General features: G+C 75.0%; 16 protein-coding genes and 1 pseudogene. 4 read left to right on the forward strand and 13 right to left on the reverse strand.

Going from position 1 to position 12,216, the window contains the following annotated elements; all coding sequences use genetic code 11:
* The first annotated feature begins 111 nt into the window (after window positions 1-111).
* Window positions 112-306, forward strand: coding sequence for a hypothetical protein (locus ABZ854_RS03115; RefSeq protein WP_129310774.1), 195 nt, complete (start codon window positions 112-114; stop codon window positions 304-306).
* 15 nt (window positions 307-321) lie between these two features.
* Here the strand turns inward: ABZ854_RS03115 and ABZ854_RS03120 are convergent, their stop codons facing one another.
* From ABZ854_RS03120 to ABZ854_RS03170, 11 genes and pseudogenes are all read right to left on the reverse strand, one after another.
* Window positions 322-1,563, reverse strand: a complete 1,242-nt coding sequence (locus tag ABZ854_RS03120; protein WP_361203321.1) for a phosphodiester glycosidase family protein — start codon at window positions 1,561-1,563, stop codon at window positions 322-324.
* A 75-nt stretch (window positions 1,564-1,638) separates the two neighbouring features.
* On the reverse strand, window positions 1,639-1,998 hold the full coding sequence (locus tag ABZ854_RS03125) for a DUF779 domain-containing protein (RefSeq protein ID WP_129310778.1): 360 nt from the start codon (window positions 1,996-1,998) through the stop codon (window positions 1,639-1,641).
* A gap of 100 nt (window positions 1,999-2,098) precedes the next feature.
* Window positions 2,099-2,359 (reverse strand): hypothetical protein, encoded by a 261-nt coding sequence (locus tag ABZ854_RS03130; RefSeq protein WP_361203325.1) that lies wholly within the window; start codon window positions 2,357-2,359, stop codon window positions 2,099-2,101.
* A 516-nt stretch (window positions 2,360-2,875) separates the two neighbouring features.
* A complete protein-coding gene (locus ABZ854_RS03135) occupies window positions 2,876-3,166 on the reverse strand; it encodes a sodium:proton antiporter (RefSeq protein WP_361203521.1) in 291 nt (96 codons plus the stop codon).
* 53 nt (window positions 3,167-3,219) lie between these two features.
* A pseudogene (locus tag ABZ854_RS03140) lies at window positions 3,220-3,690 on the reverse strand (MnhB domain-containing protein).
* Window positions 3,669-4,058, reverse strand: a complete 390-nt coding sequence (locus ABZ854_RS03145) for a hypothetical protein (RefSeq protein ID WP_361203328.1) — start codon at window positions 4,056-4,058, stop codon at window positions 3,669-3,671. Before ABZ854_RS03145 ends, ABZ854_RS03140 begins: the two are co-directional and overlap by 22 nt.
* On the reverse strand, window positions 4,055-4,480 hold the full coding sequence (locus ABZ854_RS03150; protein WP_361203331.1) for a DUF4040 domain-containing protein: 426 nt from the start codon (window positions 4,478-4,480) through the stop codon (window positions 4,055-4,057). Before ABZ854_RS03150 ends, ABZ854_RS03145 begins: the two co-directional genes overlap by 4 nt.
* Window positions 4,464-4,637 (reverse strand): monovalent cation/H(+) antiporter subunit G, encoded by a 174-nt coding sequence (locus ABZ854_RS03155; RefSeq protein ID WP_361203334.1) that lies wholly within the window; start codon window positions 4,635-4,637, stop codon window positions 4,464-4,466. The genes ABZ854_RS03150 and ABZ854_RS03155 overlap by 17 nt, the downstream gene beginning before the upstream one ends.
* Window positions 4,634-4,897 carry a monovalent cation/H+ antiporter complex subunit F gene (locus ABZ854_RS03160; RefSeq protein WP_129310786.1) on the reverse strand — a complete coding sequence of 88 codons (264 nt, stop codon included), beginning with the start codon at window positions 4,895-4,897 and terminating at the stop codon, window positions 4,634-4,636. Before ABZ854_RS03160 ends, ABZ854_RS03155 begins: the two co-directional genes overlap by 4 nt.
* Window positions 4,894-5,367, reverse strand: coding sequence for a Na+/H+ antiporter subunit E (locus tag ABZ854_RS03165; protein ID WP_361203338.1), 474 nt, complete (start codon window positions 5,365-5,367; stop codon window positions 4,894-4,896). The genes ABZ854_RS03160 and ABZ854_RS03165 overlap by 4 nt, the downstream gene beginning before the upstream one ends.
* Window positions 5,368-5,604: 237 nt before the next feature.
* Complete coding sequence (locus ABZ854_RS03170) at window positions 5,605-6,468, reverse strand: UbiA family prenyltransferase (protein ID WP_361203341.1); 864 nt, start codon at window positions 6,466-6,468, stop codon at window positions 5,605-5,607.
* Between the two features lie 460 nt (window positions 6,469-6,928).
* On the opposite strand from ABZ854_RS03170, the gene ABZ854_RS03175 reads away from it, so the two are divergent.
* The 3 genes from ABZ854_RS03175 to ABZ854_RS03185 are packed head-to-tail and all read left to right on the forward strand — an operon-like array spanning window position 6,929 to window position 9,563.
* Complete coding sequence (locus ABZ854_RS03175) at window positions 6,929-8,011, forward strand: 3-oxoacyl-[acyl-carrier-protein] synthase III C-terminal domain-containing protein (protein WP_361203524.1); 1,083 nt, start codon at window positions 6,929-6,931, stop codon at window positions 8,009-8,011.
* 8 nt (window positions 8,012-8,019) lie between these two features.
* Window positions 8,020-8,535, forward strand: a complete 516-nt coding sequence (locus ABZ854_RS03180; protein ID WP_361203527.1) for an isoprenylcysteine carboxyl methyltransferase family protein — start codon at window positions 8,020-8,022, stop codon at window positions 8,533-8,535.
* Window positions 8,532-9,563 carry an NAD(P)/FAD-dependent oxidoreductase gene (locus tag ABZ854_RS03185; protein ID WP_361203344.1) on the forward strand — a complete coding sequence of 344 codons (1,032 nt, stop codon included), beginning with the start codon at window positions 8,532-8,534 and terminating at the stop codon, window positions 9,561-9,563. The genes ABZ854_RS03180 and ABZ854_RS03185 overlap by 4 nt, the downstream gene beginning before the upstream one ends.
* 76 nt (window positions 9,564-9,639) lie before the next feature.
* Here ABZ854_RS03185 and ABZ854_RS03190 read toward each other — a convergent pair whose 3' ends face one another.
* Both ABZ854_RS03190 and ABZ854_RS03195 read right to left on the reverse strand, forming a co-directional pair.
* Window positions 9,640-11,274 (reverse strand): MFS transporter, encoded by a 1,635-nt coding sequence (locus ABZ854_RS03190; protein WP_361203347.1) that lies wholly within the window; start codon window positions 11,272-11,274, stop codon window positions 9,640-9,642.
* A complete protein-coding gene (locus tag ABZ854_RS03195) occupies window positions 11,271-12,209 on the reverse strand; it encodes a DMT family transporter (RefSeq protein ID WP_361203350.1) in 939 nt (312 codons plus the stop codon). Before ABZ854_RS03195 ends, ABZ854_RS03190 begins: the two co-directional genes overlap by 4 nt.
* Between the last annotated feature and the right edge of the window lie 7 nt (window positions 12,210-12,216).

Below are 12,216 nucleotides of genomic sequence, written 5' to 3' on the forward strand. Positions count from 1 at the left end.
ACGGTCCGAACACCACACGATCGGCGGACATGTCAGCCGCCCGGACGAACCCTCCGCTACGCCACACTTACGGCCGAACGCCGCTAAAGGGGCGTGGCGGAGGAGGTTCCGATGGCCATTTCCATCTCTGTGGTGCTGCTGCTCCTGATCCTGGCCGTGATCTTCATGCGCAGCGGTGCGCTGAAGGTGTCCCACGGGCTGGTCTGCATCCTGCTCGGCTTCTACCTTGCGAGCACGAGCATGGCGCCCACCATCAACAGCGGGCTCACCGCCACGGCCGACCTGGTGAGCAGCCTGCGGCCCTGACCGGCCGAGCGGTCGTCAGGACGTGGAGAACACCCCGATGCCGTTCGCCACGGGCCGCTCCGCGCCGCCGCTCGGATGGTTGCGGACCGTCACCCGGCTCGCGCCCGGCGGCCGGGCCACCAGCTCCGAGGAACCGCCGCCGTCGAAGTTGAACGCGTCCGACGCGCCCAGTGTCCGCAGCGTGTCCGCCTCCTCGGCGACGGTCATGCCGGTGCGGTACGCGGAGGCACCGTCCAGTGCGAGGAGGAACAGGGTCCGTCCGCTGCTGCTGAAGCCCGCGGCGGTCCGCACGGCCGAGACGGTGTCGTCGAGGCCGGGCAGTGCCTGGCCGTCGCGCAGCACCGGGTAGCCGCCGATCGCGAACACGAACGGGACCCCTCCCGTCGCCGGCACCAGCTCGTGGCGCACGGTGACCTGCTCGCCCGGGGACAGCTTCCGCAGCTCGTCCGCGCCGGCCTCCCGGCCGAGCAGCACGGTGGTGTCCGCCGGTACCGCTCCGCTGCCCGGGTGGTCCGACGTGGACACGACCCTGCCGTCACGGACCGTCACCTCGTAGGTGTCCGTGGTGCATCCGTCCGCACGGCTGGTGTCCGTGCCGCAGACGGCGCGCTCCCGGGAGGCGCTGCCCCACAGGGACGTGTAGGCGCCGACCGAGTTCTGCGGCAGCGCGTACTGGTTGAGGCCGCCCAGCGCCAACTGTCCGTCCGGTGTGTCGACGGCACCGGAAAGGGTGAGGCGGTCCAGGCGGGCACGCCGGTCGGTGCCCATGCCGAGGACGTCCGTCGTGGTGGTGCCGGGCGGCAGCGCCGGCCCGAACCGCTGGGCCCTCGGTACCGCCGCCTTCAGCGCCTGCCCGTGCGCGACCGCCGGGCCCACGCTCGCGCCGGTCGCGTCGACGCCCGGGTGCTGCGTCTCGCTGATGTCGAAGAAGTCGCCGTTGACACCGGCGGCCGCGCCCGCCGCGTCGGCCAGCCCGGAGACGGTGGCCCGGGCGGCCACCGCCCCCGGGTACAGCAGGTCCAGGCTCACGTGCGGGTTGGCCAGGTCGATCGTGAGGAGGTGGGCGTGCGCCTCACCCGCGCCGGCGTCGATGTCGAACTGCCGGTAGGTGATGCCCGGCGCCAGGGTCGTACCGTCCGACGCGGCCCCGGCGGGTGCCGCCCCGACGAGGGCGGCGCCGGCCAGGGTGCCGAACGCGGTGAGGATCGTGAGTGCTGTTCTGCTCGCTGCCAGTCGTCGTCTTCGCCGGTGCGTCACCGTCACTCCTGATGTCTCGTCAACTGTCCGGGGGCACAAGGGCAGTGGACCAGACCGGAGCGGCCGGCGCGCTCTCTAGGCGTCGACTACGCGAGAACGGGTGAGAAAACGCACCCCCTCGGGCGCCTCCAGCGAGAAGCCGCTGCCCCGTCCGGGTACCACGTCGACGATCAGCCGGGTGTGGCTCCACACCTCGTACTGGCTCCGCGACATCCAGAAGGTGACGGGCTCCTCGACGCCGTCGACGGCCAGCTCGGCCAGGAGCACGTCCGAGCCGCCCGTACGGAACTCCCCGTCCGGGTAGCACATCGGTGCGCTGCCGTCACAGCAGCCGCCCGACTGGTGGAACATCAGCGGACCGTGCTCGGCGCGCAGCCGCCGCACCAGAGCGGCGGCCTCGGGTGTCAACTCGACACGCGGAGTCTTCTCGTCCATCGTCACCGTCCTGGGCATGGGAAGCGTCGAGACCGGACCCGCCCAGTCTCACGGGCCGTCAGGGACACGTCCAGAGCCGCTCCGTGGGCCGGTACGACGATCAGCGCAGCGGCAGACCCACCAGCGCGGCGACACCGGCCACGGCCACGGCCAGCCAGGCCACGTAGTCGCCCACGTGCCCGGAGTGCAGCCGGCGGAGCCCCGCGAGGGCGGCCGCGCCGGGCCGGAGCAGGGCCCGGAACGCGGGACCTGGGCGGGGGAACCAGATCGCCAGGCAGGCGAGGGCCACCGCGAGGGCGGCGGACAGGACGTCCAGGAGGACTCCGGACAGGGTCCAGTCCGTGTGCAGCGCGAACGGCACCCGGTGCGGCGCGGAGCCGGTGAGCGCCCGGGCGATGTAGCCGGCCGGGTCGGTGAAGTCGAGGGCGGGTGACCGAACGCCGTCCCGCTGTTCGGGAGCAGCCCGATCACCAGGGAGCCGGCGACCAGGACGGTGATCGCGGCGAACATCGTGGGCGGAACCCGGTGCAGCGGCTCCGTCTCCCGCGCCTCGTGCGTGCCCGCGGTCCGCTCCCCGTCGTCCGTACCGGACCCGCCCCTGCTCCTGCCCTTGTCGTCGTCCTTGTCCCCGTCGTCCTCCGGCACCGGGCCCCAGCCCAGGTGGACGCGCAGGCCCGCGCGCAGCGCCGCGGGACCGTCACGGCGGAGACGAGCACGAACACCGCGGCCGAGCCGGTCACGGCGAGGGCGCAGCCCGTGGCGAGCAGGTCGAGCGCCGGGCGGGGCAGCCGGCTGCCCACGGCGACCAGCAGACAGGCGACGACGATCGGCAGCGCGATCATGAAGGGCAGCCGGTGCGCCGCGGTGTCGGCCACGCTCAGCCTCTCAGGGCGACGAGCTCGTTGGGATCGACCGTGCGGTGCCGCTTGTTGACCTGGATGGCCAGGGCGAGCAGGAGCGCGGTGACGGTGGCCGAGACGACGATGTCGGTGAGGGTCATGGCCTGCACCACCGGGTCGACGACGTTCCGGTTCGGCTTGGTGGTCGAGCCGAACACCGGCGCGGTGGCGCCCTGCTGGTAGCCGACGGCGAGCAGCAGGACGTAGGTGCCGGACTGGCACACCGACAGGCACACGATCGCGTGGACCATGTTGCGGCTCCGGCAGATGCCTTACGCCCCGGCCAGCATCAGCCAGGCCGCGACGCAGTAGGGGTGGATGCTCATCGGCTGCCCTTCTCCTCGGTGCCGCCCCCGTCGTGCCCCTCGTCCCTGTCGGCGCCGTCGCTGTCCCTGTCGGCGCCGTCGCTGTCGTCGTCCTCGTCGTCCCGGTCGGCGACCGAGACGGTGAGGTCCTCGGTGAAGAGGTGGGTGAGCAGCACGACGATCCCGCAGGCGACCTCCACCCCGACGAGCGCGTTCAGCACCGGCACGGTCCCGGCGGAGAACAGGCCGCCGAAGGAGCCCAGCGGCAGCACGTTCTCCAGGAACGCGGTGCCGACGAGGATCCCGGCCAGGCCCAGCACGGTGAACATCCCCGCGCCGAGCGCCTCCCCGACGTCGAACACCTCCACCGGCCGCAGCCGTTCCAGCGCCCGGTAACTGCCGGCCAGTTACAGCAGATGGATGCCGGTCGCCAGAACCACACCGCCCTGGAAACCACCGCCCGGCGTCACCTGTCCGTGCGCCACCACGTCGAAGCCCCGATCAGCGTGACCGGCAGCAGCACGTACCCCATCAGCCCGGTCGCCTCCAGTGTCCGGCCGGTGCGCGGGCTGCGCCGCTCGCTCTCGCGCTGCGCGGGCCGCAGCAGCGCCGCCGCACCGACCACCGAGCCGAGCAGGATCGTCTCCTCGCCGAGGGTGTCCAGGGCGCGCTGGTCGAAGTTGACCGCCGACACCACGTTCGCGGTGACGTGCTTCACCGCCGCCGGCACCGCCAGGTCCCGGTAGAGGTGGACGTCCGACCCGAACGCCGGCATCCGCAGGAACGCCAGGACCAGCAGCGCCGCCAGCGCCGAGGCGGCGACCAGATAGACGGCGATCCGGCCGCGCTCGCTCACCCGCCGTCCTTCCCGCCGTCGCGTCCCTCGCCCCGCTGGTCGCGCCGGATCGGGCGGATGCCGAGCATCACCATCAGCGGCACCACGGCCGCCCCCACCCCGAGCTGGGACAGCGCCACGTCGGGCGCCTGCACGGCCCCGAACAGCGCGGTCAGGGCCAGCCCGTACACCGACAGGGTGGCCGCCTGCCGCTCCGGCGCGTGGGTGCCGACCACCGCCGCGCCCATCGCGGCGACCAGGGTGAGCGCCACCGCGATGATCGCGGTCATGACGGCGAATTCCTCGTCGACGAGCCCGGTGCGCTGGGCCACCACCCGGGCGGTCGCGGCCTCCAGCACCGGCGCGCTCAGCGCGAGCAGAGCGACGATCAGGATGTCGAGGCCCGCGGTCAGCCCCCAGCCGTCCTCAAGCACCAGCGCCACCGCGATCAGGGGGGGCGCCGAGCGAGGTGGCGGGGGTGAGGAAGTGCAGCCGGTTGTAGACGTGCCGCATGGCGAGCGCGGCCAGCGCCGACGCCACCACGACCACCGTCCCGGCGGTCTCGCAGACCACGGCGGCGACGTGCGCGGGCCCGCTCACGAGTCCTCCGCGGGCGGCGCGAGCAGCCGCGTGAAGACGAGCGTCCCGGCGAACGACACCAGCACCATCACGAGCGGCACGATGAGGTACGACGGCTGCTCCAGCCCCTGGATCAGCAGGAGCAGGAAGAGCACGGCCACCGCGCCGCCGATCTCCAGCCCGATCAGCCGGTCCACCGGCTCCCCGCGCACCGCCAGCAGCGCGGCGGGCGGGAAGCCGCCGGCCAGCAGCGCCAGCGCGCCGATCTGCCACGCGTTCACCGGCCGACCGCCTTCTCCACCAGCCACGTCTCCCCGGACAGCGAGTGCACCATCAGCCGGTGCCGTTCGGGGTCGTCGTCGATGACGGACGTGCCGGGCGTCGAGCACAGGGTGACGGTGGCCAGCGCCCGGCGGGCCGCCGCCACGGGTTCCGGCTCGTCGTGCGGCAGTCCCACCTCGCGCACCCGCCCCGGCGCGTCCGCGTCCCGGGCGTGCCGGACGGCGGTCCAGAACACCCGCGCGGTGTCGCCGAGCACGGAGAGCGGCAGCGCGGCGGCCCACCGGAGCCAGCCGGCCCGCGGCCACCAGCGGCCACCGACGGCCCGGCGCCCGGCGAAGGCGGCGACCGCCGCCGGCAGCCCGCAGGCCGCCGCCACCACCAGGTCCGGCACGGTGACCGACGACAGCGTCAGCAGCCAGACACCGACGGCCACACCCCACCACCAGACGAGCTCGACAGCCCCGACCATCGCCACACCTCCGCCGCCACTCGTACGTCCGCGTCCCGGACGGCGCCCGCGGTCGCGCGCGACCTCGTCCGCGACAACGCTCACCGACACCACACGCCGGGCACCGGCGGACACCGCCCCGCGACCGTCCACCATCCTGGCGCGTCCCGCCGCCCGCCCCGCGCAACGACGACAGGCAAGTCATCCGAATGCCGGTCGCCGCGGCGCGGGCACGAGCGGGTGGCCGCCGGCCGGCGGTCAGGTCATGTGCGAGCCCCGGAGCAGCAGTTCGACCACCGCGAGGCCGGCCACCACGATCGCCGACCGGAACGGCCATCGGCCACGCGCCGCCGACGGCACGGCCGTACCCGCGACCGCCACGCCCCCGGCCACCGCCGTCAGTGCCCAGTCCACCCCGGTGACCCCTCCCGGCCGCCCTGTGGCGATGACGACCAGGGCGGTCAGCATGACGAACGGGGCCAGGCAGCGGCAGGCCGGCCGGCCCAGCCGCTGCGGCAGCCCGCGCACCCCCGTCGCGAGATCGTCCTCGATGTCCGGCAGCACGTTCACCAGATGGGCGCCCACCCCCAGCAGCGCGCCCGCCGTCAGCACCCACCAGGCGGGCGGCGCCGGCGCCGGCAGCCCCAGGGTGACGAACGCCGGCAACGAGGCGAAGCCCACGGCGTACGGCAGCGGGGAGAGCACCGTCCGCTTCAACCGCAGGTTGTACGACCAGCCGGCGGCCACGCCCACCAGGTGTACGGCTCCGGCGGCACCGCCGCTCAGCAACGACAGCGGGACGCACAGCGTCAGGGCCGTCCCGGCCGCGACGGCCACCGCCCGACGCGGGAGTTGACCGGTGCCCACCGGCTTGTCGTGACGCCCGCTGGCCCGGTCCCGCCCGGCGTCGGCCGCGTCGTTGGACCAGCCGACGGAGAGCTGACCGGTCAGCACCGCCGCGGCCACCGCGGCCGATCCCGCCGGCCCGCGGCCCGCAGCGGCGGCCAGCGCGGTCACGAACATGGTCACCGCGACGGCCGGCTCCAGGTGACAGGACCGCAGCAGCAGCACCGGGACCCGGTGTGTCGTACGGGAGAGAACCCCAGACGGGTGGAGAGACACGTACGCACGGTAGCCGGGCGCCCGGGACGAGGAAGACATGAGCGACATGCGTGTCCCCGCAATCAACACCCCGGCCGCCCCCGCCCCCGCCGCGTCCGCCCCCGCCGCGTCCGCCCCCGCCTCCGCGGCGTCCGGGCCGGCGGGGTCCCCCCGCGCGGCTTCGGCATCCGCCGCGCCCGCCCCGGTCGCTCCGGCCCCTCCGCTCGGCCCGGCGTCCGTGTCGGCGCCCGCGTCCCCGCTCCGCACGGACTCCGTGGCGGCACCGGCGCCCCCGCCCGCTCAGGGGCAGGCGGCCGTGCCGACGGCTCCCCCTGTCCAGGCGCCCGCGCCCGCACCGGTCGCTCCGCCGCCCCCGCTCGCCCCCGCGCCCGGGCCTGCCGCCCTGCTCGCCGGTGCCACGGTTCTCGCGCCCGCCCCCGGGCCCTCTCCCGTCGTCCTGCCGGGGAGGGCCAGTGCGCCGGTGCCGTCGGCGAGTGTGATCGCCGCCGTCCGTACCGCACTGCCGCCGTACCGGTACGCGCAGGAGGACCTCACAGAGGCGATCGGTGATCTGTGTCTGCCCCCGGGGGCCGATCGCGCCCTGCTGCGGCGCCTGCACGCCTCCGCAGGGGTGCGCACCCGTCACCTCACCCTGCCGATCGAGCGGTACGCCACGCTGGGCGACTTCGGCCGCAGCAACGACACCTGGCTGGCCGCCGGCCTCGACCTCGCCGAGGAAGCGCTCAGCGGCGCGCTGAAGGAGGCGGGGCTGCGGCCGGCCGACGTCGACCTGCTGGTGTGCACCTCCGTCACCGGCGTCGCCGCGCCCTCCCTGGACGCCCGGCTCGCCGGGCGCATGGGGCTGCGGCCCGACGTCAAGCGGCTCCCCCTGTTCGGCCTGGGATGCGTGGCGGGCGCCGCCGGACTGGCCCGGGTGCACGACTACCTGCGCGGACACCCCGACGACACCGCCGTCCTGCTCGCCGTCGAACTGTGCTCCCTGACACTTCAGCGGTGCGACGACTCCCGCGCCAACCTCGTCGCGGGCGCGCTGTTCGGCGACGGCGTGGCGGCGCTCGTCGCACGAGGCAGCGCCACCGGCAAAGGAGGCAGCGGACCGGAAGCGCCCGGACCGTCGGTGGTCGCCACGCGCAGCCACCTGTACCCGGACACCGAGCGGCTCCTCGGCTGGGACATCGGCGCCGGCGGTTTCCGCGTGGTCATCGACGCCGGCGTGCCGGGCATCGTGCGCGACCACCTCGGCCGGAACCTGCGCGCCTTCCTGGCCGAACAGGGCCTCACCACCGACGACATCGGCACCTGGGTGTGCCATCCCGGCGGCCCCAGGATCCTGTCCGCCGTCACCGAGGCCCTCGCCCTGCCCGGGAACGCCCTGGACTCCGCCCGGAACTCCCTCGCGACGGTGGGGAACATGTCGTCCGTCTCCGTACTCCACATCCTGCGGACCCTCCGGGACGCCCCCCGTCCGCGGCCCGGTACCTGGGGGCTGCTGGTGGCCATGGGCCCCGGTCTCTGTTCCGAACTCGTCCTGCTGCGCTGGTGAGTGATCCCATGCCCTGGTACACGCTGCTCGTCCTGGCGGTCGGTGCGGAACGCGTCGCCGAACTCGTCGTCGCCCGGCGCAACGCCGCCTGGACCCGGTCCCGCGCCGGGGTGGAGCACGGCCGGGGCCACTACCCGGTCATGGTCGCCCTGCACACCGCCCTGCTCGGCTGCTGCCTGCTCGAACCGGCCCTCGCGCACCGGCCGTTCGTCCCCGCCCTGGCCTGGCCCATGCTGGCGCTCACCATCCTGGCCCAGGGCCTGCGCTGGTGGTGCATCGGCACCCTCGGCCCGTACTGGAACACCCGGGTCATCGTCGTACCCGGCGCCCGCCTGGTCGGCGCCGGACCGTACCGGTACCTGCGCCACCCCAACTACGTCGCGGTCGTCGTGGAGATCGCCGCCCTGCCCCTCGTGCACTCCGCCTGGCTCACCGCCACGGGGTTCACCCTCGCCAACGCGCTGCTGCTCACCGTCCGCGTCCGCTGCGAGAATGCCGCCCTCACCCTGGCGGAGCCCGCGTGAGGCGCCGCCCCGACCTGCTGATCGTCGGCGGTGGGCCGGCCGGCCTCGCCACCGCCCTGCACGCCGCGCGCGCCGGCCTCGACGCCGTCGTCGCCGAGCCGCGCCCGGCACCCGTCGACAAGGCCTGCGGCGAGGGCCTGATGCCCGGCGCCGTCCGCGCCCTCACCGCCCTCGGCCTGGACGTCCCCGGCCACCCCCTCACCGGCATCCGCTACGTGCAGGGACCCCGCCGGGTCCAGGCCGCGTTCCGGGACGGCCCCGGTCTCGGCGCCCGCCGCACCGGTCTGCACGGCGCCCTGCACCGGGCCGTCCTGGACGCGGGGGTGACCGTACTGCCGCTGCGCGTGGCCGAGGTACGGCAGGACGCAACGGGCGTGACCGTGCCCGGCGCGGGGCTGCGCGCCCGCTGGCTCGTCGCCGCCGACGGCCTGCACTCGCCCGTGCGCCGCGCCCTCGGCCTGGACGTGCCCACCCCGGGACCGGCCCGGTACGGGCTGCGCCGGCACTACGCCGTGCCCCCGTGGTCGTCGTACGTCGAGGTGCACTGGGGAGCGGACGCGGAGGCGTACGTCACCCCGCTCGGCCCCGGGCTCGTCGGCATCGCCCTGCTCACGGCCCGGCGCGGCTCCTTCACCGACCAGTTGGCGGGCTTCCCCGACCTCGCGGCCCGCCTGCCGCCGGGCACGGCCGTCACCCCGGTGCGCGGAGCCGGGCCCCTGCGCCGGCGCGCCCGTACCCGCGTCCACGGGCGGGTCCTCCTCGTCGGCGACGCCGCCGGATACGTGGACGCCCTCACCGGTGAGGGCATCTCCCTCGCCCTCACCGGGGCCCAGGCCCTGGTCGCCAACCTGCTACGCGGCACCCCGGCCCGCTACGAGTCGGACTGGGCGCGGGCTACCCGCCGGCACCGCCTGCTCACCGAGGCCCTGCTGAGAGCCCGTCAGCAGCCGGCGCTTGCCCCGCGCATCATGCCCACGGCCGCCCGCCTGCCCCGCCTCTTCGGTGCGGCGGTGAACGCCCTGGCCTGACGGGGGCCCAAAGGACGCGTTCCGGGCGGGACGGACCCGGGCATGTCCGGCGGCGGGTGACCCGACCGGGGCGGTTTCACTCCTCCTGGCCGGCGACGACCCGCGCCGAGGCGTCCGCGGTGGCCACGTCACGCGGATAGGTCCGCATCGCCACCAGGCCCAGCGCGCCCGCGCCGACGAGGGGGAGGAGGAACAGCAGCAGCGTGTACTGCAACGCCTCCGGCCCGTCGAAGACGTGCGCCGACACCCAGCCGAACAGCGTGGGCGCCGCCGCCTGGCCGAGCGTGCGCAGCATGGTGCGCACGCCCTCCGCCCGGCCCCACAGGTACGGGTGGACGATGTCGAGGCGGGCGGCGTCCAGCGGCGGGTTGGCGGCGCCGAGCAGCGCCGTGCTGCACATGAGCAGCGGCAGCGCGAGGGCGAAGTCGGTGCTGTGCAGGGCGGGAGCCGCCAGCAGCGGCAGGGCGAGCAGGCACACGGTCGGGACCAGGACACGGGCGTCGGCGCGGCCCCGGGCCAGCAGCCGGTCGGCGACCCGGCCGCCGAGCAGCACTCCCGCGAGCGCCCCGGCGCCGACGATCAGCACCAGGACGCCGGCCACCGCGGTGCTCACCCCGTAGTGCTGGGTGGTGAACAGGGTGGCGAAGGACCGGAGTCCGGCGAAGAAGAAGTAGCCGAGCGCGGACGCGATGATCACGACGACGTTGGTGCGGATCCGCAGGACGTACCCGACGGCCTGCCACAGCGGCATGGTGCGCGGATCGCGGCGCAGGACCAGGCGCGGATCGGGTGCGACGCCGCTCTCCCGGACGGCCTCACCGGCGAGGTCGCGGTCCGGCACCGGATCATCCCCGGTGCCGGTGCCGGTGCCGGTGCCGGTGCCGGTGCCGGTGTCTGCTTCGGTTGCTGCTACGGCGTCGGAGCGGGCGTCCGCAGCCTCGTCCAGGCCAAGGTCAGGATCACGGTCAGGGTCACGATCACGCTCACCGTCACCGGCCGCCGGCCCGCCCCCCGCAGAGCCCCCCTCCGCTTTTCCGGCGGCCACCTCGCTCGCGTCGAGGATGTCCTCCTGCCCGGCGCGCAGCCGGCTCTGGCCGCCGCGCGCCGGTTCCGGCAGCCGCGCCACGGCCCACACCAGCAGCGCCCCGGGGACGACCAGCCACCAGAACGCGAACCGCCAGCCGAGCGCGGACCCGACGGCACCGGAGACGGCGAAGCCCACGCCGGTGCCGACCAGTTCACCGGCCAGGATCGCGCCGTACATCCGGGCGCGCTCCCTGATAGGGAAGAAGTCGCCGATGAGAGACGCGATCGTGGGACCGGCGGTGGCGGTGACCGCGCCCAGCGCGGCCCGGGACACCAGCAGCCACAGGTATGACGGGGCCAGGGCGGACAGCGCCGTGGCCGCCACCCACAGCGCGGTGCTGACGGCGAGCAGCCGGGTGCGCCGTACCCGGTCGGTGAGGACGCCGACCGGCAGGGTGCACAGCGCGGAGACGAGGGACACCACCGACGCGAGGAGCCCGATCTGGGTGTTCCCGATGTGGAAGGCCGCCTTGAGCGGGCCGGCCATGGTCGAGAGCGTCCCCTCGTCGGCGCCGTCCAGGCCCAGCGCCGCCCCCAGTACGAGGACGACCCGGGCGCGGGCCGCTCCGCCCAGCGCCTCCACCAGCCGGTGCCGGAGGGCGCCCAGGACGGCACCGGCCCTCATCGGCCGACCCGCTCGCACGGGCCGTCGCCACCGGGCGCTCCCTGCTCCTTACGTCCTGCCTCGCCGGCGAGGAGCGGGGAACGCGTCAGCACGACGACGGCGGCCGCCACGACCCCCGCCGCCACGACCGACAGGGCGATGTAGACCCCGCCGCGGACCTCCTCGCCGAAGACGACGACGCCCCACAGGATCGCCACGACCGGATCGGACATCGTCAGCGCGGGCTGGCTGGCCAGCAGCCGCCCGGCGTGCATCGCGGACTGCAGGAGGAACATCGACCCCGCCCCGGTCACGATCATGGCGTACGGCTGCCAGCTGCCGAACAACGCGCCGGCGCCGTGGTCGAACGTCACCGTCATGCCCTTGATCAGGGCCGCGGTGAAGCCGAAACCGCAGCCCGCCGCCACGCCCAGCAGGGCCGCCTTGCGGGCGCCGGGGCCGGTCAGGCGGGCCCACGCCACCGCGGCGGCGACCACGGCCACGTTCACCGCCGCGGCGAGCACCCACATCAGCCAGGTGACGTGTGCGCTGGAGCCGCGGGACGGGGAGAGGAAGAACAGCAGCGCCGCCAGCCCCGCGATCATCAGGGCCGAACTGCCCCACTCCCGGACCCCGAGGCGGCTGCCGAACACCAGCGAGGACAGGACGAGGGTGAAGGGCAGCTCCAGCAGGAGCACCGGCTGCACCACGGACAGTTCACCGTGCCCCAGCGCCGTCGCCTGCAGCAGGAAGCCGACGATGATCGAGGCGACGCCCCCGAGCCACACCCGCCGGTGCAGCAGGTGCCAGACGAGCCGCAAGCTGAGCGTCTCGCTGTCCGGCTCGTCCTGGGCCGCCTTGCGCTGCAGCACCGAGGCGACGGCGTTGGCGATCGCCGCCAGCACGGCAAGGGGCAGGCTCAGCACGGCGCCTCGGACACGCGGAGCCTCCTCCATCCGACGG

It is taken from the genome of Streptomyces sp. NPDC047028, assembly GCF_040644095.1.
In the GTDB taxonomy this organism is placed as follows: Bacteria; Actinomycetota; Actinomycetes; order Streptomycetales; family Streptomycetaceae; genus Streptomyces.